The sequence below is a fragment of the Pseudomonas nunensis genome, assembly GCF_024296925.1.
Classification (GTDB): Bacteria; Pseudomonadota; Gammaproteobacteria; order Pseudomonadales; family Pseudomonadaceae; genus Aquipseudomonas; species Aquipseudomonas nunensis.
Window position 1 is genome coordinate 6,448,065 of record NZ_CP101125.1, and the last position, 24,247, is coordinate 6,472,311.

The following is a 24,247-nucleotide window of genomic DNA, read 5'->3' on the forward strand; positions in this document are numbered from 1 at the left end:
CACATTTGTTTTGTGCCGTCTGAAAATAATATCCACAGGAGCGTGGAACATGCGTTGGGCGACTTATTTCGCCGTGTTGGCGTCTGTCTTGAGTGTCGGCCTGGCCCTGGGCGTCAGCATGCCGCTGGTGTCGTTTCGCCTGGAAAGCTGGGGTTATGGCTCGTTTGCGATTGGCGTGATGGCGGCGATGCCGGCCATTGGCGTGCTGCTGGGGGCGAAGATTTCCAGCCATCTGGCGGCGCGTTTCGGCACGGCCAATCTGATGCGCCTGTGCCTGTGGGGCGGCGCGGTGTCCATTGGGTTGTTGGCGCTGTTGCCGAGTTACCCGATCTGGCTGGTATTGCGGCTGATGATCGGAGTGATCCTGACCTTGGTGTTCATCCTCGGCGAAAGCTGGATCAACCAACTGGTGGTCGAGCAATGGCGCGGGCGCTTGGTGGCGCTGTATGGCAGCAGTTATGCGCTGAGCCAACTGGGCGGGCCGTTGCTGCTGGGGGCGTTGGGCACCGAGCATGATTACGGCTTCTGGGTTGGCGTCGGCTTGCTGCTGACCGCACCGTTGCTGTTGCTCGGCCGTAGCGGCGCACCGAGCAGTGAAGCCAGCAGCGTGACCTTTGGCGATTTATGGACCTTCTGCCGAGGCCTGCCCGCGATTGCCTGGGCGGTGTCGCTGTTCGCTGCGTTCGAAGCGATGATCCTGACCCTGTTGCCGGTGTACTGCCTGCGCCAAGGGTTCACTGCCGAGATCGCCCTGGCGATGGTGAGTACGGTGGTGGTCGGCGATGCACTGTTGCAACTGCCCATCGGCGCTTTAGCGGATCGACTGTCACGGCGCAGTTTGTTCACCGGGTGCGCCGTGGTCCTGCTGGTTTCGAGCCTGGCGATTCCGCTGCTGCTCGATACGTTGCTGATCTGGCCGTTGTGGGTGCTGTTCGGGGCGAGTGCCGGTGGCTTGTTCACCTTGTCGCTGATCCTGATCGGCGAGCGCTATCGCGACGATGCACTGGTGCGGGCCAATGCGCATATCGCGCAGCTGTGGGGGATTGGTTGTCTGGTCGGGCCGTTGGCGGCCGGGGCCGGCAGTCAGTGGATCAGCGGGCATGCACTGCCGTTGCTGATGGCGGCGGGGGCGTTGGGGTTGGTGATTCTGTTGATGCGCCAAGGCGCGTTTGGCGCAGTGGCCGAGCCGGCCTAAAACCTGTGGGAGCGGGCTTGTGTGGCGAGGGGGCTTGCCCCCGTTCGGCTGCGCAGCAGTCGTAAAACCATTCAGCGCGACCTAACTGATAGATCATGTCGTTAACTTTGGGGCTGCTTCGCAGCCCAACGGGGGCAAGCCCCCTCGCCACAGTTAATCAGTGAATATCTGATTACAACATCCGCTCCAATCCTACAGTGGTGCTCATCCACGCATTAAACCGGCGCCACCAACTCCCCGGTTCCTTGGTCAGCGTGTGCATCTGGCCGTTGTCTTCGGTCACCCAGACAATCTGCCCATTCTGCAGTTTCGCCTCATAACTCAGCGGTGGCGCCATGCCTTGCAGGGCCAGTTCGCGCACGTGCGCGGCCAGCTCGGGGCTGTCGACCAGGACGCCGACTTCGGTGTTCCACAGCACCGAGCGCGGGTCGAAGTTGAAGGAGCCGATAAAGGATTTCTGCTGATCGAAAATCATCGCCTTGCTGTGCAGGCTCGAATCCGAGCCTTGATAGGCCGAGCGCCGGAATAGGTGCGGGCCACTGCCGCTCCCCGCGCCGGGCTGGCGCCGCAGTTCGAACAGCTTCACGCCATGTTCCAGCAAAGCCTTGCGATACGGCGCATAACCGCCATGCACCGCCGGCACATCGGTGGCTTCCAGTGCGTTGGTCAGCAGACTGACCGAGACACCCGCATCGGCACGTCCGGTGAGGTACACCAGCCCCGGTTGGCCGGGCACAAAGTAGGCGGAAATCATGATCAGTTCTTTGCTGACCCCGTTCAGTTCCGGCGCCAGTTGCGTGGTCAGCAATAACTGCGGGTCGAGTTCGCCCTTTGACAGCACCTTGCTCGGCGCATCCCACAACGCCTGGTTCCAGGCCCAGATCAGCTCTCGGCGCCAGATGTCCAGGCGCGGGTGTTTGTCGTAAATCATCAGCTGTTGATACAGCGCGTGGTTCTGCTTGCGGGTTTCCTCCAGGGATTCTTCAAGGCGCGTGCGAGTGTTTTGCAGGTCCTTGGCGGTCGGTTTACTGGAGAGGAATTCGTCGATCGGCTTGCTCAGGGCGCTGTTCCAGTACTGGTCGAAACTGTGTCCGAGCTGCTCGGCGACCGGCCCGACGCTGAGCATGTCGATGTCAGTGAAGTTCAGGTTGGGCTCGGCATCGAAATACTCGTCGCCCAGGTTGCGTCCACCGACGATGGCCACGCTGTTGTCCGCCAGCCACAGCTTGTTGTGCATGCGCCGGTGTTGCAGCGACAGGTCGAACAAGCGGCCCATGGTCCGCGTCACGCCGGTGCTGCGGCCCAAGTGCAACGGGTTGAATAGACGAATCTGAATCTGTGGATGGGCCGCCAGGGTGGCGATGACCTGGTCGAGGCCATCGCTGGTGGTGTCATCGAGCAGGATCCGCACTCGCACGCCGCGATCGGCAGCCTTGAGCAATTCTTCCACCAGCATCCGCGTGCTGATGCCGTCATGGACGATGTAGTACTGCAAGTCGAGACTGGTTTGCGCGTTGCGGATCAGCTCGGCCCGGGCCATGAAGGCTTCGGTGCTGTTGGAGAGCAGGCGAAAGCCCGATTGCCCCTGATGGGGCGCGGCCTGTGCCTGGATCGAGCGACCGAACGCCGAGCTCGCCGCCGGCAATGCCTGGCTGGGCTCACGGGGGACGTCGAGGCTCGCACAGCCATTGAGCAGCAAGGCGAGCAACAGAGCGAAGGGCAGGGCCGGGCTGACTCTCAAATCGGATCGTCTCAGGTGATTGCAAAGGCCGAAGTATGGCACGTCACAGGGATTCATCGCGTTTGCAGGGCGTGAAGTCTCCTGGTTGTCGGACGGTTCTCCATGAAGCTTCAGGAACTACAAAGCCTGTAGATAAAACCCGTCGATTTGCCTTCTTTTCCTACATAAAAGTCCTACAAAACCCGGAATGATGGCGGGGAATTGGACCCGTTGGCAGGCTGTGGCTTTTTCCTGGCACAGCCTGGGCGTCCATGTTTCCAACAATTTCACAGGTACGTGATTATGAATAAGTTGTATTGGGTAAGCGTTTTCGCCGCTGCACTGACACCGATGGCGGTGCAGGCAGCGAGCGTTGATCTGACAGTCTCCGGCACGGTTATACCGACCTCATGCATTCCGGCCTTTGCCGGCGGCAGTAATGTCGATCTGGGGCGAATCTTTTCCGCCACCTTAAGCCCCGCCGCGCAAAACAACCTGCCTACAAGGGACATCACCCTGAAGATTGCGTGCGATGCGCCGGCAGCGGTGGAAATCGCCGTCACTGATAATCGTGGCGCGACCAAGGTGCCCGGTCTCGCGTTCAATGGCCGGAACAATGATGCGCTTTACTTCGGCTTGGGCAGTACCCAGGGCGTCGGCATCGGTGGTTTCGGCCTGTTGACCGGTCAACCATTGACCGATGGCAACCCGCAAATGTTCCTGGTGCGTTCGCCGAACAATCCGGCATGGCGTGTTCCGGTAAGCGGATTGGTATCCAATGCGCCGATCTCTTACTCATGGGGGCCAAACGCGTCAGCAGGCCCGGCCGCAGCACGTCTGCACACTTTCCCGATGAAAGTGGCAGCGGCCATTCGCGCCACCTCCGAGCTGCCACCGACCACCGATGAGTTCCTGCTCGATGGTTCGGTCACGTTTGACGTGTACTACCTCTGAGCCGGCGCAACCCCTGCGTCACTGTGCTCTGAACCTGCCTGATTGACGGGGTTTGCCTGGTGCAAATCCGGGCGGCGGCTCGCCTGAAAAACCGTCATCAACAGACGTCATTGCATCACCGGGTATTGGCCGACGCTGACTGCAACAGCGTCGGCCGCTGCCTTCTGGAGCCTTTCATGTATCCCTTCAAATCTTTCAAGGCGCTTGGCGCTGTCGCTGCTGTGTGCCTGTCGTTCACGATTCCGAGCGCGCAGGCCGCCGGGATGATCCCCGAAACCCCCGTGGTAGTGGTCGACCAGGCGTTGGGCGAGTCGACCCTGAACGTCAGGAATTCCGACGATCAGCCCGCGCTGTTGTACAGCTCCATCGAGCATATCGCCGAGGACGACGAGCCACTGTTGTTTCTGAACCCGCCAGTGGCACGGGTCGAACCGGGCCAGAGCCAGCAAGTGCGATTCATCCTGCACAGCGCCAAACCCCTGAAAACCGAGCGGCTCAAGCGTGTGGTGCTGGAAGGCATCAAGCCCGTACAGGATACGAGTGGCGCACACGTCAACCTGGGGATCCGGCAGAACATTCCGGTCATCCTGCGTCCGGCCAATCTTCCGGTTGAACGCATGCCCTGGAAGCGCTTGGTCTGGACGGGGGCCGGCAACCAGGTACAGGTCAGTAATCCCAGCCCCTATGTGGTACGGCTGGCCAGGTCGGTGAACCTGATTCCCGGTGGGGCGACGCTGGACCTGGGACGCACTTATATCCTGCCGGGGGAAGTGCTGAGCCTCCCTGCGCCGTCGCTCCTGGCCACCCATGTACGGTTGTTTCCCGCGACAACCTACGGCTTTGCCGTCGGTAACTACGATGCGCCGCTGAGCTTGCAGTAGTGAGTCATAGCCGCGGTTGGAATCAGGCCGGCGGCTTTGCGCTGGTCATGTTGGCGATGGAAACTACCTGGGGCGAGGCGCTCACCGAGTTCGATCAATCAGTGCTCAAGGCGCGTGGCATCGATCCGAAAGTCGCCAGGCATTTTGCTCACGCGCCACGCTTTGCTGCGGGACGAACTCGCGTGGCGTTGCAGGTTAATGGCGCACCTTCAGGGCTCGTCATGGCGACGTTCGATGAAGCGGGACAGTTGTGCTTCGATGCGAATCTGCTTGATCAGGCCGCGATTGCCGCGCCATCGGAGTTGCCCGCGATTGCTGACGCTGCGCAGTGCGTAAGGAGCATCGAAGGTCTGGAGGGTGCACAGGTGCAGCTCGACCCGGGCAAGCAACAAGTGAAATTGTTGGTGCCAACCGACCTGTTGCTGCCGTCAGTGCCACACCCGCGAACCTGGTCCACGGGCGGAATGGCCGGGTTGTTCAACTACGACGCGCTGCTGCTCGCCAGTTCTGCTGCCGGACAATCCAGCCAATTCCGCAGCCTCGGCACCGAACTGGGTTTCAACGCCGGCGACTGGGTGGTGCGCAGCCGACACAACTACACCTCGTTTCAGGGCGTGGAGCGTTTCGAAACGCTGTACACCCAGGCCTCGCGTACCTGGGAGCGTTTTCAGGCCAACGTGCAACTGGGCCAACTCAACATGCATTCATCGCTGTTTGCCGGGGAAGCCTTCACCGGCTTGCAGATACTCCCGGAAATGGCCCTCGCATTGCGCAACGGCGAAGGCCTGGGCGCCGGGACGGCGGTGCAAGGGGTGGCTTATTCTCCGGCGCGGGTCGAGGTGCGCCAGAGTGGCATGGTGATCTACACCACGCTCGTCCCCAGCGGGCCGTTCACCCTGCGCGACCTGCCGTTGCTCAGCAATCGACTGGATCTTGAAGTCAGCGTCTTTGAAGAGAACGGCGAGCAGCGTGATTTTCGCGTACCGGCGGCCAACGTACGCCCGATCAGTATCGGAGCGTTACCGGGTTATGGAATTGCCGCAGGCAAGGTGCGGCGGTTTGACGGGGACGAGCGCGAGGCGCCGTCATTCTTTGCGGTGAGCAAGGACTGGCAGTGGGGAGCTGCGACTCAGTTGAGCAGCGGATTGATGGGGGCTGGTCAATACCAATCCTTGGGCTGGGGTTTGCAGCAAGCCTTGACGCGAAGCTCGGCGGTGAGTTTCCAGCAACTGAGTTCGCGTACGCCACAAAGTGCTCATGGCCGCGAACTGCAAGCCACGTTCAGCACGGCATTGAGCCTAGGATTAGCCGCCAGCCTGACGGCGAGTCAGCGCAGTCGAGGGTTTCGCCACTTGGCTGATACTGGATTGGAGGCGATTGCCGATGAGTCCGGTAGTCGTTCTGAACGTCAGTGGGGCGCGTCGTTGAGCCATTCGGACCTGCGATGGGGAGCGCTTTTCGGCTCGTTGACACGCTACACCGTGGCAGGCGGGCAGGACCGCTCGCGCATCAGCACCTCGTGGTCACGTGCGTTCAGTGGTGCGAACCTTTCGTTGAGTGTGCAGCGCGACAGCGGTGATATCGCCCGTGGCACGGGCCTGTATGCCAACCTCAGCGTGCCCCTTGGGCGTAACCGAAGCCTCAATACTTACGCGCGCCATGATCAGCGAAGCGGACTGCGCAGTGGCGCTCGATACACCGAACAGCTCAGCGACACCTTGGGCTACAGCCTCGGCGCAGACCGTTCAGACACGGGCCAGACTGATTTCAACGGGCGGCTCAATGCCTTGCCCCGTTACACCAGTGTTGATCTTGGTTATTCACGCAGCGGTTCGGGCGCCAGCAGTTACGACCTCACCCTGCGCGGCGGCGTGGCGATCCATGAAAAAGGGCTGACGGCATCGCCTTATCCGCTGCGCGACACCTTCGGCCTGCTCAAGGTGGGCGAGGCGGCCGGGGTCAAGGTCAGCACGCCCCAAGGCCCGGTCTGGACCGATGGCGGTGGGCGGGCGGTGGCGGCGAGCCTGCCGGCCTACCAGACCAGCCGGATCGAAATCGACACCGTCAGCCTGCCGCGCCACCTGGACGTGCTCAACGGTTATCAGGAAGTCGAAGCCGGACGCGGCGCAGTGCCGCGACTCGATTTCAGCGTGGGCTCGGTGCGCCGGTTGATGCTGCATGTGCGCACGGCCGAGGGCGATTGGGTGCCCAAAGGCGCTTCGGTGCATGACTCTCAGGGCGAGTACCTGACCAGCGTGGTGGACGCCGGCCTGGTCTACTTGGCCGATGCGCCGGATGACGTTCGACTGCAGGTGATGCTGCCGGATAATCGGCCCTGTCAGCTTGAACTCGACGCTACCCGGCTGCCCGGATCGTCCCTGTCTTACGCCACCGCTGAGGTGGTTTGTCGGGCGGGTTAGCGGTCGCTTTCCGTCTCTGCCAACAGTTTGATTGCCGCCGCGCCGACCTTGCGCACCGCCTCTTCAATTTGTGCCGTTGGCTTGGCAGCGTAGTTCATCCGCAGGCAATTACGATACTTGCCCGAGGCCGAAAAGATGCTGCCCACGGCAATCTGTACGCCCTGGTCGTGCAAGGCACGATTCAGTTTCAAGGTATCGAAGCCTTCTGGCAGCTCGACCCACAACATGAAACTGCCTTGAGGACGACTGGCACGGGTGCCGGCCGGGAAGTAGCGCGTTACCCAGTCGATCATCATGTCGCGATTGCGCTGGTACTGGGTGCGCATCCGCCGCAAATGCGGTTCGAAGTGCCCGCCCTTGAGGAAGTCGGCGATGGCGATCTGCGCTTGCGGCGCGGTGGAGCCGGTGCTGATGTATTTCATGTGCAGCACCCTTTCCAGATAGCGGCCCGGCGCTACCCAGCCGATGCGCAGCCCCGGTGCCAGGGTCTTGGAAAAGGAACTGCAGAGCAGCACGCGGCCGTCTTCGTCGAAGGATTTGATCGTGCGCGGACGCGGGTAGGTGTAGGCCAGTTCGCCATACACATCGTCCTCGATGATCGCCACGTCGAAGCGCTGTGCCAGGTTCAATAACGCGCGTTTGCGCGCCTCCGGCATGATGTAGCCCAAGGGATTGTTGCAGTTGGGGGTCAACTGTATGGCCTTGATCGGCCATTGTTCCAGGGCCAGTTCGAGCGCATCGAGGCTGATGCCGGTGATCGGATCGGTAGGAATTTCCAGGGCTTTCAGGCCCAGGCCCTTGAGGGTCTGCATGGCGCCGTGAAAGCTCGGCGAGTCCACGGCGACGATGTCACCGGGTTCGCAGATGGAGCGGATGCTGGTGGACAGCGCTTCGTGGCAACCGGTGGTCACCACCAGATCGGCGGCGCTCAACTGGCAGCCGGAATCGAGCATCAGCCGGGCGATCTGTTCGCGCAGTTCGAGGTTGCCGTGGATGTTGTCGTAATACAGGCCGGGCATGTCCTGGCGCCGACTGATCTGCGCCAGCCCGCGCAGCAGCGGTTTCATGGTCGGCGTGGTGACATCCGGCATGCCGCGACCCAGTTGCACCACGTCTTTGCGTGGCACGGCGCGAATCAGCTCCAGCACCTGATCCCACTGGGAAATATCCACCGGGCGCTGCGCAGGCCGGCCGACGGCGGGCAGCTCCGGCAGCTCGCGGCTGACCGGCACGAAGTAGCCGGATTTCGGTTTCGGCGTGGCCAATCCGCTGTCTTCCAGCACCCGATAAGCCTGCTGCACGGTGCTCAGGCTGACGCCGTGTTCGACACTCAACGCCCGCACTGACGGCAGCCGATCACCTGGGCGATAGAAGCCCTGTTCGATACGCGTGCCGAGCAATTCGGCGAGATTGACGTAAAGGGTCATGAAGCTGCCTCGGTGCAGGTGATTCGGTTAACCAGTACAGATGGGGCAAAAATACAGGATTCAGAGCTTTTGGCGGTGAATCTGTATGGAAATAATACATTCTGTTTGAATCTGTAATGCTTTTCGCCGTCCGCGCATGATGAAACCTCTGGCTACCCAAGTAAACAGGAGCAATCAAAATGAACGGCTTGAGCGATGTGCGGCTGACGTTACACAGTCAGGAACTGGCAGCAGGGCAGAACCACGGCACCCGTGAGGCGCGCATGCGTAACGCGCCGTCCTGCCTGAATCGCTGGGATCTGTTCTGGCATCGTCTGCACACGCGCAAGGCGTTGCTGAACCTGACCCCGGAGCAACTGCGGGATGTGGGGTTGAGTCGGGAGGACGCGCTGGAGGAGGGGCTTAAACCTTTCTGGCGGATCTGAAGTCTGTGGTGTTCTTTAGGTCCATTCGCGGGCAAGCCTCGCTCCTACAGGTTAGCGTTGATCCAACGAACGACGCGTGACCTGTAGGAGCGAGGCTTGCCCGCGAAGGCGTCCCCACAGACGCCAAAAATCCTTCAAACCAACTCCTTAAGCCGATGCCACAACATCCCCAATGCCAACAACGGCGAACGCAAATGCCGGCCACCGGGGAAGGTGATGTGCGGCACCTGTGCAAACAGATCAAACCCACCACTGTGCTGCCCACTGATGGCCTCGGCCAACAACTTGCCCGCCAGGTGCGTGGCATTCACCCCGTGACCTGAATACGCCTGGGCGTAATACACATTCGGCTGGTCCTTGAGCCGGCCGATCTGCGGCAAGCGGTTAGCGCCGATGCCGATCATGCCGCCCCATTGATAGTCGATTTTCACCCCGGCCAGTTGCGGGAACACTTCCAGCATCTTCGGCCGCATATACGCGGCGATGTCTTTCGGGTCCCGGCCTGAATAGTGGCAAGCGCCCCCGAACAGCAAGCGCCGATCCGCCGAGAGCCGGTAGTAATCCAGGGCCACGCGCTGGTCGCAGACCGCCATGTTCTGCGGCAACAGGGTGTGGGCCTGTTCTTCGCTCAACGGCTCGGTGGCGATGATGTAGCTGCCGGCGGGCAGCACTTTGCCGCTGAGTTCGGGATTGAGGTTATTGAGATAAGCGTTGCAACCCAGCACCAGGGTCTTGGCGCGGACCGTGCCCTGGGCGGTATGGACCTTCACTTCGGTACCGTAATCGATGCGGGTGACCGCCGACTGTTCGAACAGCTTCACACCCAGTTGCTGCGCGGCCGCCGCTTCACCCAGCGCCAGGTTCAGCGGATGCAAATGCCCGGAGCCCATGTCGATCAAGCCGCCGACGTAACGGTCGGAGCCGACCACCGAATGCATTTCGTTGGCTTGCAGCAGGCGGGTTTCGTAGCGATAACCGAGGCCGCGCAGTTCTTCGGCGTCTTCGGCGAAACCTTCGAGATCCCGAGGTTTGTTGGCGAGGTCGCAATAACCCCAGGTCAGGTCGCAGGCAATCTGAAAACGCTCAACTCGCTGTCGGACGATTTCCACCGCTTCCAGACCCATGAGTTTCATCTGATGCACGCCGTCGGCACCGATGACATTGGCGAACTGATCGAGGCCATGACCGACCCCGCGAATCAATTGCCCGCCATTGCGACCGCTGGCGCCCCAACCGATCTTGTGCGCTTCCAGCAGCACCACGCTGAGTCCGCGCTCAGCCAGTTCGAGCGCCGTGTTCAACCCGGAAAACCCGCCACCGACCACGCACACGTCCGCAATCAATTCGCCCCGGAGCACCGGGTGATCGGGCTGCGGCAAGCTGCTGGCGGCGTAGTAAGAGTCGGTGTGCCGGGCAGGGGCATTCATGCGTGAGTTCCTGATTCTGGTGTTTGAAAAAGTTGACGGAGCATAAGCCGGACCTTCCGGCGCGGGCAACATTGGTCGGGCGGCGCTGTCTGGATCGCGGCTTTTGCGTCAGAATCGCGCTCTATTCCGCTTTTGGTCACCGCTTCGATGAGCTGCAACAGTCAGAAAATTCGCACCCTGCGGCAGCAGATTCCCTCGTTCGAGTGCGTGCCCGGCTGCCATGACTGCTGCGGTCCGGTGACGACTTCGCCGGAAGAAATGTCGCGCCTGCCGCGCAAGACCCGCGCCGAGCAGGATGCGGCGATGGACGAGCTCAATTGCGTACACCTGGGGCCCAATGGCTGCACCGTGTATGACGAGCGGCCGCTGATCTGTCGGCTGTTCGGCACCACCAAAACCTTGCCATGCCCCAACGGGCGCGGGCCGGTGGAGCTGATTCATCCGCGGGTGGAGAAGCAGATTCATGAGTACATGGCTTCGACCCGGCAGGTGTTGGTTTAAATCCGGTATTCATTCAGTTGGACCGAGGCGCGGCCTTCGCGAGCAAGCCCGCTCCCACAGGGGAACGCATTTCAATGTGGGAGCGGGCTTGCTCGCGAAGACGTCCGCCCAGGCACCGCTGAACTCAATCCGGAATCGGCAGACTCAAGCTCTCTTTCACTTCTTCCATCACGATATAGCTCTTGGATTCGCGCACATGCGGCAGTTTGAGCAAAATATCGCCGAGCAATTTGCGATATGAAGCCATCTCGGAAATCCGCGCCTTCACCAGGTAGTCGAAATCCCCTGACACCAAATGGCACTCCAGCACGTGGGGCAGTTTCAGCACCGCGCGTCGGAACTCTTCAAAAGTATCGCCGGATTTGTAGTCGAGGCTGATCTCGACGAACACCAGCAGACTACCCTTGAGATGCTGCGGGTTGAGCCGGGCGTTGTAACCCATGATGATCCCTTCGCGTTCCAGGCGCCGGACCCGCTCAGTGCAAGGCGTGGTCGACAGACCGACCTTTTCCCCCAGCTCGGTGAAGGAGATGCGCCCGTCCGCTTGCAGGATCCGCAGGATGTTGCGGTCGATCTTGTCCAGCTCACGTTTGGTCTGAGTGTTGGTACGCATAGTGGATGCGCCTCCGTGAAAAGGGTTTTTGCCGAGAATTGTCGCCAAATATAGGCACTTATATAGTGAAATGCACTGGCTAATCTTTTTTAAACTGCCCACATCTTCGGTCTGCACAACACACGTCAGCGGTAAGCCGCGATGAGGGATATGAAAATGCGCGTTATGGTCTTGGGTAGCGGCGTCATCGGTACCGCCAGTGCTTACTATCTGGCGCGTGCCGGGTTTGAAGTGGTGGTCGTGGACCGGCAGCCGGCTGCGGCCATGGAGACCAGTTTCGCCAACGCCGGGCAAGTGTCGCCGGGCTATGCCTCACCGTGGGCGGCGCCGGGTGTGCCGCTCAAGGCCATCAAGTGGCTGCTGCAACGCCACGCGCCGCTGGCGATCAAGGCCACCGCCGACATCGACCAATACCTGTGGATGGCGCAGATGCTGCGCAACTGCACCGCCAACCGCTATGCAGTGAACAAAGAGCGCATGGTCCGTCTGTCCGAGTACAGCCGTGACTGCCTCGACGAATTGCGCGCCGAAACCGGGATTGCCTACGAAGGCCGCAGCCTCGGTACTACGCAGCTCTTCCGCACTCAGGCTCAACTCGATGGCGCCGCGAAAGACATCGCCGTGCTGAAAGAGTCTGGCGTGCCGTTCGAACTGCTCGACCGCGCCGGCATTGCTCGGGTTGAACCGGCCCTGGCCGCTGTCACCGACATCCTCGCCGGTGCCCTGCGCCTGCCAAACGACCAGACTGGTGACTGCCAGATCTTCACCACTCGCCTGGCTGAAATGGCGGTGAAACTGGGTGTGGAATTCCGTTACGGCCAGGACATCCAGAAACTCGACTTCGCCGGTGATCGCATCAACGGCGTGTGGATCGACGGCAAGCTGGAAACCGCTGACCGTTACGTCCTGGCACTCGGCAGCTACTCACCACAATTGCTCAAGCCGCTGGGCATCAAGGCCCCGGTGTATCCGCTCAAGGGTTACTCCCTGACGGTGCCGATCACCAACCCGGCGATGGCCCCGACATCGACCATTCTCGACGAAACCTACAAGGTCGCGATCACCCGTTTCGACAACCGCATCCGCGTTGGCGGCATGGCTGAAATAGCCGGTTTTGACCTGTCGCTGAACCCGCGTCGGCGCGAAACCCTGGAGATGATCGTCAACGACCTTTATCCTCAGGGCGGTGATCTGGCCCAGGCGAGTTTCTGGACCGGCCTGCGTCCGACCACCCCGGACGGCACGCCGATCGTTGGCGCAACCAAATTCAGCAACCTGTTCTTGAACACTGGCCACGGCACGCTCGGTTGGACCATGGCTTGTGGTTCCGGTCGCTTGCTGGCTGACCTAATGGCGAAGAAAACCCCGCAGATCAGCGCCGAAGGCCTCGATATTTCCCGTTATGGCCGCAAAATCCAGGAGTCCGCAAAACATGGCAATCCAGCGCCAGCTCACCAATGAGCGCATGAGTCAGATCGTCGCTCACAACGGAACGGTGTATCTGGCAGGGCAGGTCGGCGATGACATGAGCGCCGGGATTGAACAGCAGACCCGTGAAACGCTTGCCAACATCGAGCGTTTGCTCGATCTGGCCGGCACCGACAAGCACCACTTGCTGTCGGTGACGATTTACCTGAAAGACATCGACGCGCATTTCGAAGGCATGAATGCGGTCTGGGACAAGTGGCTGCCAAAAGGCGTCGCGCCAGCCCGTGCCACCGTCGAGTCGAAGTTGTGCGAACCGGAAATCCTGGTTGAGTTGTCGGTAGTTGCCGCGCTGCCGTAAAGCGCCGCAACGACCTGTTGGAAACGATCCCTCTCCCGGTGCTGTTGGCGGTTCACGCCGTCAGCCAGCGCCGGTTTTTTATTCCCATGACCGCCTAGAAGTCTGCCGCCATGCGTCCTGCCCGTGCCCTGATTGACCTTCAAGCCCTGCGTCACAACTACCAAGTCGCCCGTGAAGTCACGGCGGGGGCCAAGGCCCTTGCGGTGATCAAGGCCGATGCCTACGGCCATGGTGCGGTGCGATGCGCCCAGGCGCTGGAAGCCGAGGCGGACGGGTTTGCAGTGGCCTGCATCGAAGAGGCCTTGGAACTGCGCGCCGCAGGCATTCGGGCGCCGGTGTTGCTGCTGGAAGGGTTTTTCGAAGCCGATGAACTGTCGCTGATCGTCGAACATGACTTCTGGTGCGTGGTGCATTCGCTGTGGCAGCTCGAAGCGATCGAGAAGGCTACGCTGAGCAAGCCGATCACGGTCTGGCTCAAGCTCGATTCCGGTATGCACCGGGTTGGCTTGCATCCGAAGGATTATCAGGCGGCCTATCAACGGCTGCTGGCCAGCGGCAAAGTGGCGAAAATCGTCTTGATGAGCCACTTCGCCCGGGCCGATGAGCTGCACGAGCAGGCCAGCGCCGAGCAGGTGGCGGTGTTCGAAGCGGCGCGCCAGGGCTTGGCCGCCGAGGTCAGCCTGCGCAACTCGCCAGCGGTGCTCGGTTGGCCGCAGATCCCGAGCGATTGGGTGCGTCCGGGCATCATGCTCTACGGCGCAACGCCTTTCGAAGAAGCCAACGCCGTGGCCTCGCGACTGCAACCGGTGATGACCCTCGAATCCAAAGTGATTTGCGTGCGCGAACTGCCGGCCGGCGAGCCTGTTGGCTATGGTGCGAAGTTCATCACCCAAAAGCCGATGCGCATTGGCGTGGTGGCGATGGGGTATGCCGACGGCTACCCGCGTCACGCGCCGACCGGTACGCCAGTGTTGGTCGCCGGTCAGCGCAGCCAATTGCTCGGCCGGGTGTCGATGGACATGCTCTGCATTGACCTGACCGATGTGCCGCAAGCCGGCCTCGGTTCGACCGTCGAGTTGTGGGGTAAAAACGTGCTGGCCAGCGAAGTGGCCATGGCTGCGGACACGATTCCTTACCAGATCTTCTGCAACCTGCGCCGGGTGCCGCTGCTCTATTCCGGGGCTTGACCCGGAACACCCTGTGCCGGAAGTCGCCTCGCTGAACAGGATTCAGGCCAAAGTGTTGTAAATACTGAACGCTGTCGCCATGATAACGCTCAATATTCCTACAACCTGAATCCCTGGAGGCTCCAGCATTGGACGTCGGTGAACGACTGCAATCCATCCGTAAGCTCAAAGGTCTTTCGCAGCGTGAACTCGCCAAGCGCGCGGGCGTCACCAACAGCACCATTTCGATGATCGAGAAGAACAGCGTCAGCCCCTCGATCAGTTCGCTGCGCAAGGTTCTGGGCGGGATTCCCATGTCCATGGTCGAGTTCTTTTCCGAAGAGATCCTGCAGGAAAAACCGACTCAGATCGTCTACAAAGCCAACGAGCTGATCGATATTTCCGATGGTGCCGTGACCATGAAACTGGTCGGTCGGGCGCACCCGAGCCGGGCCATCGCATTCCTCAATGAAATCTACCCGCCGGGCGCCGATACCGGTGACGAGATGCTCACCCATGAGGGCGAGGAAACCGGGATTTTGGTCGAAGGGCGACTGGAGTTGGTGGTCGGCGCAGAAACTTTTGTGCTCGAAGCCGGCGACAGCTACTACTTTGAAAGTACCAAGCCGCACCGTTTCCGGAATCCGTTCGACGCACCGGCGCGACTAATCAGCGCAGCCACGCCGGCGAATTTCTAAGAAAAGAGGCGTCCTGCCAGTACCGCCGAGGCGCCCGAGCTGTTTTCCACCGCACAACAAGACCCCTTCGACTTTGGGGTTGTTTCAGTGTGGCGGGCTTGCCGTTATACTTGCGCCCGCCTGCGAACCGTGGCCGCGGGCGTGAATAGCCACCATTGAGGGTGAACGCGTGAACCTAATTATGAAAATGCTGGCTGCACCAGCAACTGTATTGGCCCTTTGGGCTGTGAGCGCACAAGCTGCGACGAACGACGATATTGCCAAACGCCTTGAGCCAGTCGGCCAGGTTTGTGTAACGGGTCAGGAATGCAAGGGGATGGAAGTCGCTGCTTCGGCTGGCGGCGGTGGAGCCAAGACCCCGGATGAAGTGATTGCAAAACATTGCAACGCTTGCCACGGTACCGGCCTGCTGGGCTCGCCGAAAATCGGCGACGCGGCTGACTGGGGCAAACGTGCCAAAGAACAAGGTGGTGTTGACGGCCTGCTCGCCAAAGCGATCTCGGGCATCAACTCCATGCCGCCAAAAGGCACCTGTGCCGACTGCTCGGATGACGAGCTGAAAGGCGCGATCTCGAAGATGTCCGGCCTGAAATAAGCCTTCATCTTCAGCGAAAAAGCCGCTTGCGAGCGGCTTTTTTGTGCCTGCGATTTGCCTGCGCGACTATTCTTTGCAGCAAAGACCCGGCAAGCTCGGTCCAACCCCAATTCACGGAACGTGCGGGAGGATCAGATGGTGCAGTTGTGTTCAATCGAACAAGCGGTCGATGACGTACTGGCGCGGTTGCCGGCGCATATTCACATGGGCCTGCCCCTGGGCCTGGGCAAACCCAACCACTTCGTCAACGCGCTGTTCCAACGCATCGCGCAACTGCCCGAGCGGCGGCTGACGATCTACACCGCTCTGTGCCTTGGCCGTCCGTCCTTGGGCGATGGTTTGCAAAAGCGCTTCCTCGAACCCTTCATCGAGCGGGTCTTCGGCGATTATCCGGAACTGGAATTTCTCGCCGAACTGCAAAAAGACAACCTGCCGCCGAACATCCACATCCAGCAATTCTTCATGCAGCCCGGCAGTCTGTTGCACAGCGCCCAGGCTCAGCAGGATTACGTCAGCAGCAACTACAGCCATGCTGCGCGGGACATCAATGCCGCAGGCTTGAATCTTGTTGCGCAACTGGTGGCCAGCCATGCCGATCACCCGGATCGCCTGAGCCTGAGTTGCAACCCGGACATCACCCTCGACCTGTTCCCGATGATCGCCAAGCGCCGCGAAGCAGGGGAGACCATTCTGGTCGTCGGCCAAGTGCACAACGATTTGCCCTACATGCCCGGCGATGCGGAAGTCGGCATGGACGCGTTCGACCTGCTGATCGACGCGAAGGACAACACCACGCTGTTTTCCACGCCGAATATGCCAGTGGGTTTCCAGGATCATTTCATCGGCCTGCACGCCAGCACTCTTGTGCGCGATGGCGGCACGTTGCAGATCGGCATCGGCTCCATGGGCGACGCGTTGACCGCGGCATTGCTGGCGCGCCAGGCGGATAACGCCGGCTACAAAGCGTTGTTGGCGGACTTGAATCTGAGCCAGTGGGCGCAGTTGATCGAGCGCGAAGGTGGCGTCGAACCGTTCGCCAAGGGCCTGTACGGTTGCAGCGAAATGTTCGTCAACGGGTTGCTGGTGCTGGCGGATGCCGGGATCGTGCGGCGCAAGGTCTACCCGGACGTACCGACCCAGCAGCAGGCCAACGACGGCACCCTCGACGAGGCGGCGCAAACCGACGGCATCTCGGTGCACGGCGGGTTTTTCCTCGGGCCGCGCAGTTTCTATGAGCGCCTGCGCGAGTTGCCCCAGAGCAAGCGGCTCGAATTCAACATGACCCGCATCAGCTACATCAACGAGCTCTACGGCCAGGAAGAGCTCAAGCGTTTGCAGCGCCTCGATGCACGGTTTATCAACACCGTGTTCACCATGACTCTGATGGGCGCTGGTGTGGCGGATCAACTGGAAGACGGGCGTGTGCTCAGTGGCGTGGGCGGGCAATACAACTTCGTCGCCCAGGGCCATGCGCTGGAAGGCGCGCGTTCGGTGCTGATCCTGCGTAGCTGGCGCGAGGCGGGCGGTGAAGTCAGTTCGAACATCGTCTGGGAATATGGCCACTGTACGATTCCACGGCATTTGCGGGACATCGTGGTCACCGAATACGGCATCGCCGACTTGCGGGGCAAGACCGATGCGGCGGTGATCGAGGCTTTGCTGAACATCAGCGATTCACGCTTCCAGCCGGGACTGATCGAACAGGCTCAGGCGGTCGGCAAGTTGCCGAAGAGTTTCCGCATTGATCCACGGTTTGCCGACAACCATCCACAGCGTTTGCAGGACATCAAGGCGCGGCACCCGAACCTGTTTCCGGAGTATCCGTTGGGTTGTGATTTCACCGAGGTGGAGCGGGACGTGTTGCGAGCGCTGAACTGGTTGAAGAGCAAGTTCAAGCTGAGCGAGATTCTGGAACTGGGCAAGGCTGCGCTGGATGCACCGGAGGCTGCGCAATACCCGGAACATCTGGAGCGGATGCAACTGACCAATCCGGAAGGGCTGAAGGAGGATTTATTTCAGCGGTTGTTGCTCGCCGGCCTCAAAGCCACCGCCATTTAATTGCCAACAGAATCAACTGTGGGAGCGGGCTTGCTCGCGAAGACGGTGTGTCAGTCGACATCAACAGTGACTGACACACCGTCTTCGCGAGCAAGCCCGCTCCCACATTGGTTTTGCGGTGTTGCGGGTTATTCGATGAAGGTCACAACGCCGCCGGCCAGCGACTGAACGCGAGCCAACGATTCAACCCGATACCCCTGCGCATCCAGTTCCGCACGCCCGCCCTGGAACGACTTCTCGATAACAATCCCCAAACCGGCCACGGTCGCGCCGGCCTGTTTGATGATCGAGATCAGCGCCTGCGATGCCTTACCGTTGGCCAAAAAGTCATCGATGATCAGCACGCGATCGCTGCTGGTCAGGTGGCGCGGGGAGATCGCCACGGTGCTTTCGGTCTTCTTGGTGAACGAGTAAACGGTCGCCGACAGCAGGTTTTCAGTCAGGGTCAGGGACTGCTGCTTGCGGGCGAAGATCACCGGCACGCCGAGGTTCAGGCCGGTCATGATCGCCGGGGCGATGCCCGAGGCTTCGATCGTGACGATCTTGGTGATGCCCGAATCCTTGAACAACGCAGCGAATTCGTCGCCGATCAGCTTCATCAGGGCCGGGTCGATCTGGTGGTTCAGAAAGGCGTCGACTTTCAGGACCTGATCGGAAAGCACGATGCCTTCTTCGCGAATTTTCTTGTGCAGTGCTTCCATGAAGCTTTCCTCTAAGGACGGCTGTGCGTCTAAGGCTGGTTAAAAAGTAGTCGATTCTAGCGCTTTAACATCGCGCGTATATCCGCCAATGCGGTATTGCCGCGAACGGCTTTGACTTCAACGGGTGTGTCGTCGTTGCCTTCCCACGCCAAGTCGTCCGGCGGCAGTTCATCGAGGAAGCGGCTGGGCGCGCAGTCGATGATCTCGCCGTATTGCTTGCGCTTGGCGGCGAAGGTGAACGCCAGAGTCTGACGCGCGCGGGTAATCCCGACGTAGGCCAGGCGGCGTTCTTCTTCGATGGTGTCGGCTTCGATGCTGGAACGGTGCGGGAGGATTTCCTCTTCCATGCCCATGATGAACACGTAGGGGAATTCCAGGCCCTTGGAGGCGTGCAAGGTCATCATCTGCACACCTTCGGCGCCGTCTTCCTCTTCCTGTTGACGTTCCAGCATGTCGCGCAAGACGAGTTTGCCGATGGCGTCTTCGACGGTCATCTCGCCTTCTTCGTCTTTCTCCAGGGTGTTTTTCAACGCCTCGATCAGGAACCAGACGTTACCCATGCGGTAATCGGCGGCCTTGTCGCTGGAGCTGTTGGTGCGCAGCCAGTTCTCGTAATCGATGTCCATGACCATGCTGCGCAGGGCCGAGATCGGGTCTTCGCCGGCGCACTGCTCGCGGACCTTGTCCATGAAGCGCTTGAAGCGCGACAGGCGATCGGTGAAGCGCGTGTCCAGATGCTCGCCCAGGCCGATTTCGTCGGTGGCGGCGTACATCGAGATTTTGCGTTCAGTGGCGTAGTTGCCGAGCTTTTCCAGGGTTGTCGAGCCGATTTCCCGGCGCGGCACGTTGATCACCCGCAGGAAGGCGTTGTCGTCGTCCGGGTTCACGATCAAGCGGAAGTAAGCCATCAGGTCTTTCACTTCCTGACGTCCGAAAAAGCTGTTGCCGCCGGAAAGTCGGTAAGGAATCTGATGGTGTTGCAGCTTCAGCTCGATCAGCTTGGCCTGGTAGTTGCCGCGATACAGGATCGCAAAGTCACTGTACGGCCGGTCGGTGCGCAAGTGCAGGGTCAGCAGTTCCACGGCCACGCGCTCGGCTTCGGCGTCTTCGTTGCGGCAGCGGATCACGCGGATTTCATCGCCGTGACCCATCTCGCTCCACAGTTGTTTTTCAAACTCGTGGGGATTGTTCGAGATCAGCACGTTGGCGCAACGCAGGATGCGGCTGGTGGAGCGGTAGTTTTGTTCGAGCATGACGACTTTCAGGGACGGGTAATCGTCCTTGAGCAGCATCAGGTTTTCCGGCCGGGCGCCGCGCCAGGCGTAGATCGACTGGTCATCGTCGCCTACCACGGTGAACTGGTTCCGCGTGCCGATCAGCAGTTTCACCAGCAAATACTGGCTGGCGTTGGTGTCCTGGTATTCGTCCACCAGCAGGTAGCGGACTTTGTTCTGCCACTTTTCGAGGATGTCGGCGTGTTCCTGGAACAGCTTCACCGGCAGCAGGATCAGGTCGTCGAAGTCCACCGCGTTGAACGCTTTAAGCGTGCGCTGATAGTGGGTGTAGACGATGGCTGCGGTCTGTTCCTTGGGATTGCGCGCGTTTTCCAGGGCTTCGGGCGGCAGGATCAGGTCGTTTTTCCAGGAGCCGATCATGTTCTTGATCTCGTCGACGCCGTCGTCGCCCGAGTATTCCTTCTGCATGATGTCGGTCATCAAGGCTTTGACGTCGGTCTCGTCGAAGATCGAGAAGCCCGGTTTGTAGCCCAGCCGCACGTGTTCCTTGCGGATGATGTTCAGGCCCAGGTTGTGGAAGGTGCACACCGTCAGGCCACGGCCTTCGCCGCCCTTGAGCAGGGTGCCGACCCGCTCCTTCATCTCGCGCGCGGCCTTGTTGGTAAAGGTCATGGCGACGATGTACTGGGCACGGATGCCGCAGTTCTGGATCAAGTGCGCGATCTTGCGCGTGATCACGCTGGTCTTGCCGGAGCCTGCACCGGCGAGCACCAATAGAGGGCCGCCGACGTAGTTCACGGCTTCTTGCTGCCGGGGATTGAGTCGGGACATACAGGATCAGGGAGTCATTTGCGAAATGGGCCGGCATTTTAACAGGCTCAGCGAATTGTGCTGCTCTCTCCGACTTGTGACGCAGCACGCGATCTCTAATTGCCGGTTTTGTTACTTTCACGCAGGATGCGCGGAGAATTTGCGGCTAATGTACGTAATTCCGGATACACAGCCGTGTTTGATAACCGATGTCATTTGGTCATTGGTTACCGGCGCGGCATAATGCCCGCCGCCTACATCATTGCAGAGTCTAGGGAGCTAGCTTGTCTACGCCTGTCGAACCCTTGCGTTTGCTGCTACTGGCCGAAGAGCCGGCGTGGGCAGCGTTGTTGCGCGAGTGTCTGGCTCCAATGGGGAGCTCGGCAGTGCTGATCAGCGCGCCGAGCTGGGAGTCGGTCAGCAGTCTGTTCGAAGACAACCGCAGCGCGGTGTTGTTGACGATCCCGGCCCTTCAGCCGGCGCCTGGCCGTTGCAGCCTGCCGACGGTGTTGCTGCTCGAACATGAGCCGCCGACCCCGCCCGACGGTGTGAGTGACTGGTTGGTGCGCGATGTGCTCGACCCCGGCATGCTACGCCGCTGCCTGCGCCATGTGCGCGAGCGCGGCGTGCTGGAAAACACCCTGCAACGCCTGGCCGAGCAAGACCCGCTGACCGGCATCGCCAACCGCCAGGGTTTTCAGACCCTGCTGGCGGCGCGCCTGGCGGAACACGACGGCCGTGGCCTGGCTCTCGGTCACCTCGACCTCGACAACTTCCGGCACGCCAACGATGCCCTCGGCCATCAGGCCGGCGACCGCTTGATCCTGCAAGTGGTCGCGCGGCTGAAAAGCCAGCTCGAGGCCGGCGATCAACTGGCGCGCCTCGGCAGCGATGAGTTCGCCCTGCTGATCGACACCCGCCGCGCGCCGCAACGCGCCGAATGGATGGCCGAACGCATTACCGAAGCGCTGTCCGAGCCTTACTGGGTCGATGGCGAAAGCCTGTTGATCGGCTCCAGCCTCGGGATTGCCCATGCGCGGGCCCAGGCCGGCGCCGACCCGTTGATGTGGCACGCGCACATCGCCATGCAGCAGGCCAAAAGCACCCAGGGCTGCACCTTTCACATCTTCAACGAACGCATCAACCGCAATGCCCGCAGCGTCGCCGATCTGGAAAGCGAACTGCGCCGGGCCTTGCGCCGTGATGAGCTGGAACTGCATTACCAGCCGCGCCTGAACCTTGAAGACGGCAAGATCGTCGGCCTCGAAGCGCTGGTGCGTTGGCGCCATGCCGAGCGCGGCTTGCTGCCGCCGAGCGAGTTCGTGCCGCTGGCCGAGCAAAGCGGCTTGATCGTGCCGTTGGGTTACTGGGTGATTTCCCGGGCCCTGCGCGACATGCAGGCGTTGCGCGAACGGGGTTTGCCGGCGTTGCACATGGCGATCAACCTGTCGTTCCGCCAATTTCAGGACAGCCAGTTGCTTTCGACCCTGAGTCGTCTGATTGCCGAACGTGGCGTCGAAGCGCAATGGCTGGAGTTCGAACTGACCGAAACTGCCGTGATGCGCCGCAGCGACCTGGTCAAGCAGACCATGGACGCCCTCGGTCGCCTCGGGGTGCGCTTCTCTCTCGACGATTTCGGCACCGGCTTCTCATCGTTCGTGCACCTCAACAGCCTGCCGATTACCTTGCTCAAGGTCGACAAGAGCTTCGTCGGCGGCATGGAAGAGCGCGAAGAGAACCGCAAACTGGTGCACGCCATGATCAACCTGGCGCACAACCTCAATCTGGAAGTGGTGGCCGAAGGCGTGGAAACCCCGGAGCAGCTGGATTTGTTGCGTGGGTTTGGCTGTGATCAGGTGCAGGGATATTTGATCAGCAGGCCGTTGCCGTTGCCGGGGCTGGTTGAATATTTGACGTTTGGCAGCAGCCAACAGCCTGCCATGGAAGTCGTGAGCTAACCCAGAACCACAATGTGGAACTGGGCTTTTTGTGGCGAGGGAGCTTGCTCCCGTTGGGTCGCGAAGCGGCCCCAAAATCTTTGCGACTGCTTCACAGCCGAGCGGGAGCAAGCTCCCTCGCCACACAAGCCTCGCTCCTACAGGGGATCTCAGTCGGTCTGAGGAATCTGGAAGCTTTTCCCTGACGGCTCCCGCCGAATCACCCGCTTCATCTTCCACTCAAACGCCAGCGTCAGACTCACCGCCGCGCACGCCAGCCCCAGCGCCAAACCCCACCAGACGCCCGTCGGCCCCAAATTCAAGTTGAAGGCCATCATCCACGCGGCCGGCGCGCCGATCAGCCAGTAGCAACCGAGCCCGACCAGGAACGTGGTCTTGGCATCCTTGAGCCCGCGAATGCAGCCCATGGCGATGGTTTGCGTGCCGTCGAACAGCTCGAACCATGCGGCCACCGCCAACAGGCTTACAGCCAAGTCGATGACCGGGCGAAACGCCGGGTCGTTATGGTCCAGGAACAAGCCGATCAACTGATTCGGCAGCAACCAGAAGACCATGGCGAACGCCAGCATCGAAGCGCCGCCAAACGCGATCCCGACCCGACCGGACAGACGTGCATCGAGCAACTGCCCGGCACCGTAGTGCTTGCCGATGCGCATGGTGATCGCATACGAAAGCCCCGCCGGCACCATGAACGCCACCGAAACGATCTGCAGGGCAATCTGATGCGCCGCCAATTGCGTGCTGCCCATGGTGCCCATGCACAGCGCCGCGAAGGCGAACAACCCGACTTCCACCGCATAGGTGCCGCCAATCGGCAGGCCCAGCCGCCACAGTTCTTTCAGGTATTGGCGATTTGGCCGCGACAGGCCCTGGCGCAATGGGTAAGCGTCATAAGCCGGATGCCGCCGAATGTGCAGCGCCAGCGCCACGGCCATCAGGTTGGCGACAATCGCGGTGACCAGACCAATCCCCACCAGGCCCATTTTGGGCAAGCCGAACATCCCGGTGATGAACGCGTAGTTGAGGACGAAGTTGGCCACGGTGCCGCCCAGGCTGATCACCATCACTGGCGTCGCCCGGCCGATCGCACTGGTGAAACCGCGCAGGGCCATGAAACTCAGGTAGCCGGGCAGGGCGAACGGCAGGAACGTCAAGAACAGCCCGGCAGAGTGGACGTTGGTTTCGGTCTGGCCAAACATCAACAACACCGGTTTGAGGTTCCACAACAGCAACCCCGCCACCAGCGCCATCAACCAGGCCAGCCACAATCCGGCCTGGGTCAGCCGCGCCGCGCCGACGATATCGCCCGCGCCCTGACGGATCGCGACCAACGTGCCGACCGCCGCAATCACGCCGATGCAGAAAATTGACACAAACGAGTAAGTCGCCGCGCCCAGGCCGCCGCCGGCCAGCGCCTCGGGGCTCAGGCGCGCCATCATCAAGGTGTCGGTGAGGACCATCAACATGTGCGCCAACTGCGAGGCAATCAACGGCCCCGCCAGCCGCAGGATGGCCCAGAGTTCGGTACGTGCTGGATGCTGCATGGTCATCACGCTCCATGATCAGAGTGAACGGGAAAGGCTCGATTCTCGGCGCTTGGCGGGGTTTGCACAAAGGGATAAAAAGGATGGGTGGCATGATTAAAACTCATCCAGCGGACTTTCTGATAAGTTGGCC

At 60.9% G+C, this 24,247-nt stretch carries 20 protein-coding genes; 13 read left to right on the forward strand and 7 right to left on the reverse strand.

Features of this window, described 5'->3' with window-relative positions; all coding sequences use genetic code 11:
• The first annotated feature begins 49 nt into the window (after positions 1-49).
• The gene (locus tag NK667_RS28365) at positions 50-1,195 is read left to right on the forward strand and encodes an MFS transporter (protein WP_054617038.1); all 1,146 of its coding nucleotides are present in this window, start codon (positions 50-52) and stop codon (positions 1,193-1,195) included.
• Between the two features lie 172 nt (positions 1,196-1,367).
• Here NK667_RS28365 and NK667_RS28370 read toward each other — a convergent pair whose 3' ends face one another.
• On the reverse strand, positions 1,368-2,936 hold the full coding sequence (locus NK667_RS28370; RefSeq protein WP_054617230.1) for a phospholipase D family protein: 1,569 nt from the start codon (positions 2,934-2,936) through the stop codon (positions 1,368-1,370).
• A 282-nt stretch (positions 2,937-3,218) separates the two neighbouring features.
• Between NK667_RS28370 and NK667_RS28375 the strand changes: the two genes are divergently transcribed.
• The 3 genes from NK667_RS28375 to NK667_RS28385 all read left to right on the forward strand — a co-directional run bounded on the left by NK667_RS28375 (position 3,219) and on the right by NK667_RS28385 (position 7,170).
• The gene (locus tag NK667_RS28375) at positions 3,219-3,869 is read left to right on the forward strand and encodes a DUF1120 domain-containing protein (RefSeq protein ID WP_054617037.1); all 651 of its coding nucleotides are present in this window, start codon (positions 3,219-3,221) and stop codon (positions 3,867-3,869) included.
• A gap of 176 nt (positions 3,870-4,045) precedes the next feature.
• Positions 4,046-4,750, forward strand: a complete 705-nt coding sequence (locus NK667_RS28380) for a fimbria/pilus chaperone family protein (RefSeq protein WP_054617036.1) — start codon at positions 4,046-4,048, stop codon at positions 4,748-4,750.
• Complete coding sequence (locus tag NK667_RS28385; protein WP_236708651.1) at positions 4,750-7,170, forward strand: fimbria/pilus outer membrane usher protein; 2,421 nt, start codon at positions 4,750-4,752, stop codon at positions 7,168-7,170. Before NK667_RS28380 ends, NK667_RS28385 begins: the two co-directional genes overlap by 1 nt.
• On the opposite strand, the gene NK667_RS28390 is transcribed toward NK667_RS28385, so the two are convergent.
• Positions 7,167-8,597 (reverse strand): aminotransferase-like domain-containing protein, encoded by a 1,431-nt coding sequence (locus NK667_RS28390; protein WP_054617035.1) that lies wholly within the window; start codon positions 8,595-8,597, stop codon positions 7,167-7,169. The two genes, NK667_RS28385 and NK667_RS28390, sit on opposite strands and share 4 nt — an antisense overlap.
• Before the next feature lie 179 nt (positions 8,598-8,776).
• Between NK667_RS28390 and NK667_RS28395 the strand changes: the two genes are divergently transcribed.
• Entirely contained in the window at positions 8,777-9,022 is a 246-nt protein-coding gene (locus tag NK667_RS28395) for a DUF1127 domain-containing protein (RefSeq protein WP_054048478.1), read from the forward strand.
• Positions 9,023-9,156: 134 nt separating this feature from the next.
• Here NK667_RS28395 and NK667_RS28400 read toward each other — a convergent pair whose 3' ends face one another.
• Positions 9,157-10,449, reverse strand: a complete 1,293-nt coding sequence (locus tag NK667_RS28400) for an NAD(P)/FAD-dependent oxidoreductase (protein WP_054617034.1) — start codon at positions 10,447-10,449, stop codon at positions 9,157-9,159.
• Between the two features lie 147 nt (positions 10,450-10,596).
• On the opposite strand from NK667_RS28400, the gene NK667_RS28405 reads away from it, so the two are divergent.
• Positions 10,597-10,950: a YkgJ family cysteine cluster protein gene (locus NK667_RS28405; protein WP_007947437.1), complete on the forward strand. Its 354-nt coding sequence runs from the start codon at positions 10,597-10,599 to the stop codon at positions 10,948-10,950.
• A gap of 124 nt (positions 10,951-11,074) precedes the next feature.
• On the opposite strand, the gene NK667_RS28410 is transcribed toward NK667_RS28405, so the two are convergent.
• Positions 11,075-11,563 carry an Lrp/AsnC ligand binding domain-containing protein gene (locus NK667_RS28410; protein ID WP_003177284.1) on the reverse strand — a complete coding sequence of 163 codons (489 nt, stop codon included), beginning with the start codon at positions 11,561-11,563 and terminating at the stop codon, positions 11,075-11,077.
• Positions 11,564-11,719: 156 nt separating this feature from the next.
• Between NK667_RS28410 and dadA the strand changes: the two genes are divergently transcribed.
• The 6 genes from dadA to NK667_RS28440 all read left to right on the forward strand — a co-directional run bounded on the left by dadA (position 11,720) and on the right by NK667_RS28440 (position 17,866).
• Positions 11,720-13,024 carry a D-amino acid dehydrogenase gene (gene dadA / locus NK667_RS28415; protein ID WP_054048753.1) on the forward strand — a complete coding sequence of 435 codons (1,305 nt, stop codon included), beginning with the start codon at positions 11,720-11,722 and terminating at the stop codon, positions 13,022-13,024.
• Positions 12,996-13,349 carry a RidA family protein gene (locus tag NK667_RS28420; RefSeq protein ID WP_054048481.1) on the forward strand — a complete coding sequence of 118 codons (354 nt, stop codon included), beginning with the start codon at positions 12,996-12,998 and terminating at the stop codon, positions 13,347-13,349. The genes dadA and NK667_RS28420 overlap by 29 nt, the downstream gene beginning before the upstream one ends.
• A gap of 110 nt (positions 13,350-13,459) precedes the next feature.
• On the forward strand, positions 13,460-14,536 hold the full coding sequence (alr, locus tag NK667_RS28425) for an alanine racemase (protein ID WP_054617033.1): 1,077 nt from the start codon (positions 13,460-13,462) through the stop codon (positions 14,534-14,536).
• A 128-nt stretch (positions 14,537-14,664) separates the two neighbouring features.
• The gene (locus NK667_RS28430) at positions 14,665-15,213 is read left to right on the forward strand and encodes a cupin domain-containing protein (protein WP_047226150.1); all 549 of its coding nucleotides are present in this window, start codon (positions 14,665-14,667) and stop codon (positions 15,211-15,213) included.
• Between the two features lie 181 nt (positions 15,214-15,394).
• On the forward strand, positions 15,395-15,808 hold the full coding sequence (locus NK667_RS28435; protein WP_305728988.1) for a c-type cytochrome: 414 nt from the start codon (positions 15,395-15,397) through the stop codon (positions 15,806-15,808).
• A gap of 135 nt (positions 15,809-15,943) precedes the next feature.
• Positions 15,944-17,866, forward strand: a complete 1,923-nt coding sequence (locus NK667_RS28440; protein ID WP_054617032.1) for an acetyl-CoA hydrolase/transferase C-terminal domain-containing protein — start codon at positions 15,944-15,946, stop codon at positions 17,864-17,866.
• 128 nt (positions 17,867-17,994) lie between these two features.
• Here NK667_RS28440 and NK667_RS28445 read toward each other — a convergent pair whose 3' ends face one another.
• The gene (locus NK667_RS28445) at positions 17,995-18,567 is read right to left on the reverse strand and encodes a xanthine phosphoribosyltransferase (RefSeq protein ID WP_008439415.1); all 573 of its coding nucleotides are present in this window, start codon (positions 18,565-18,567) and stop codon (positions 17,995-17,997) included.
• A gap of 56 nt (positions 18,568-18,623) precedes the next feature.
• Positions 18,624-20,633, reverse strand: coding sequence for a DNA helicase Rep (gene rep / locus NK667_RS28450; RefSeq protein WP_054048492.1), 2,010 nt, complete (start codon positions 20,631-20,633; stop codon positions 18,624-18,626).
• Between the two features lie 263 nt (positions 20,634-20,896).
• Here rep and NK667_RS28455 point away from each other — a divergent pair, with 263 nt between their 5' ends.
• Positions 20,897-22,570, forward strand: coding sequence for a putative bifunctional diguanylate cyclase/phosphodiesterase (locus tag NK667_RS28455; RefSeq protein ID WP_054617031.1), 1,674 nt, complete (start codon positions 20,897-20,899; stop codon positions 22,568-22,570).
• Between the two features lie 149 nt (positions 22,571-22,719).
• Here NK667_RS28455 and NK667_RS28460 read toward each other — a convergent pair whose 3' ends face one another.
• Complete coding sequence (locus NK667_RS28460) at positions 22,720-24,114, reverse strand: NorM family multidrug efflux MATE transporter (RefSeq protein ID WP_054617228.1); 1,395 nt, start codon at positions 24,112-24,114, stop codon at positions 22,720-22,722.
• Positions 24,115-24,247 lie beyond the last annotated feature (133 nt).

Coding starts and splice junctions, on each gene's coding strand:
- NK667_RS28365 (WP_054617038.1), top strand. CDS start 50: ATGCGTTGGGCGACTTATTTCGCCGTGTTGGCGTCTGTCTTGAGTGTC.
- NK667_RS28375 (WP_054617037.1), top strand. CDS start 3,219: ATGAATAAGTTGTATTGGGTAAGCGTTTTCGCCGCTGCACTGACACCG.
- NK667_RS28380 (WP_054617036.1), top strand. CDS start 4,046: ATGTATCCCTTCAAATCTTTCAAGGCGCTTGGCGCTGTCGCTGCTGTG.
- NK667_RS28390 (WP_054617035.1), bottom strand. CDS start 8,597: ATGACCCTTTACGTCAATCTCGCCGAATTGCTCGGCACGCGTATCGAA.
- NK667_RS28395 (WP_054048478.1), top strand. CDS start 8,777: ATGAACGGCTTGAGCGATGTGCGGCTGACGTTACACAGTCAGGAACTG.
- NK667_RS28400 (WP_054617034.1), bottom strand. CDS start 10,449: ATGAATGCCCCTGCCCGGCACACCGACTCTTACTACGCCGCCAGCAGC.
- NK667_RS28405 (WP_007947437.1), top strand. CDS start 10,597: ATGAGCTGCAACAGTCAGAAAATTCGCACCCTGCGGCAGCAGATTCCC.
- NK667_RS28410 (WP_003177284.1), bottom strand. CDS start 11,563: ATGCGTACCAACACTCAGACCAAACGTGAGCTGGACAAGATCGACCGC.
- dadA (WP_054048753.1), top strand. CDS start 11,720: ATGCGCGTTATGGTCTTGGGTAGCGGCGTCATCGGTACCGCCAGTGCT.
- NK667_RS28420 (WP_054048481.1), top strand. CDS start 12,996: ATGGCAATCCAGCGCCAGCTCACCAATGAGCGCATGAGTCAGATCGTC.
- alr (WP_054617033.1), top strand. CDS start 13,460: ATGCGTCCTGCCCGTGCCCTGATTGACCTTCAAGCCCTGCGTCACAAC.
- NK667_RS28435 (WP_305728988.1), top strand. CDS start 15,395: ATGAAAATGCTGGCTGCACCAGCAACTGTATTGGCCCTTTGGGCTGTG.
- NK667_RS28440 (WP_054617032.1), top strand. CDS start 15,944: ATGGTGCAGTTGTGTTCAATCGAACAAGCGGTCGATGACGTACTGGCG.
- NK667_RS28445 (WP_008439415.1), bottom strand. CDS start 18,567: ATGGAAGCACTGCACAAGAAAATTCGCGAAGAAGGCATCGTGCTTTCC.
- rep (WP_054048492.1), bottom strand. CDS start 20,633: ATGTCCCGACTCAATCCCCGGCAGCAAGAAGCCGTGAACTACGTCGGC.
- NK667_RS28460 (WP_054617228.1), bottom strand. CDS start 24,114: ATGCAGCATCCAGCACGTACCGAACTCTGGGCCATCCTGCGGCTGGCG.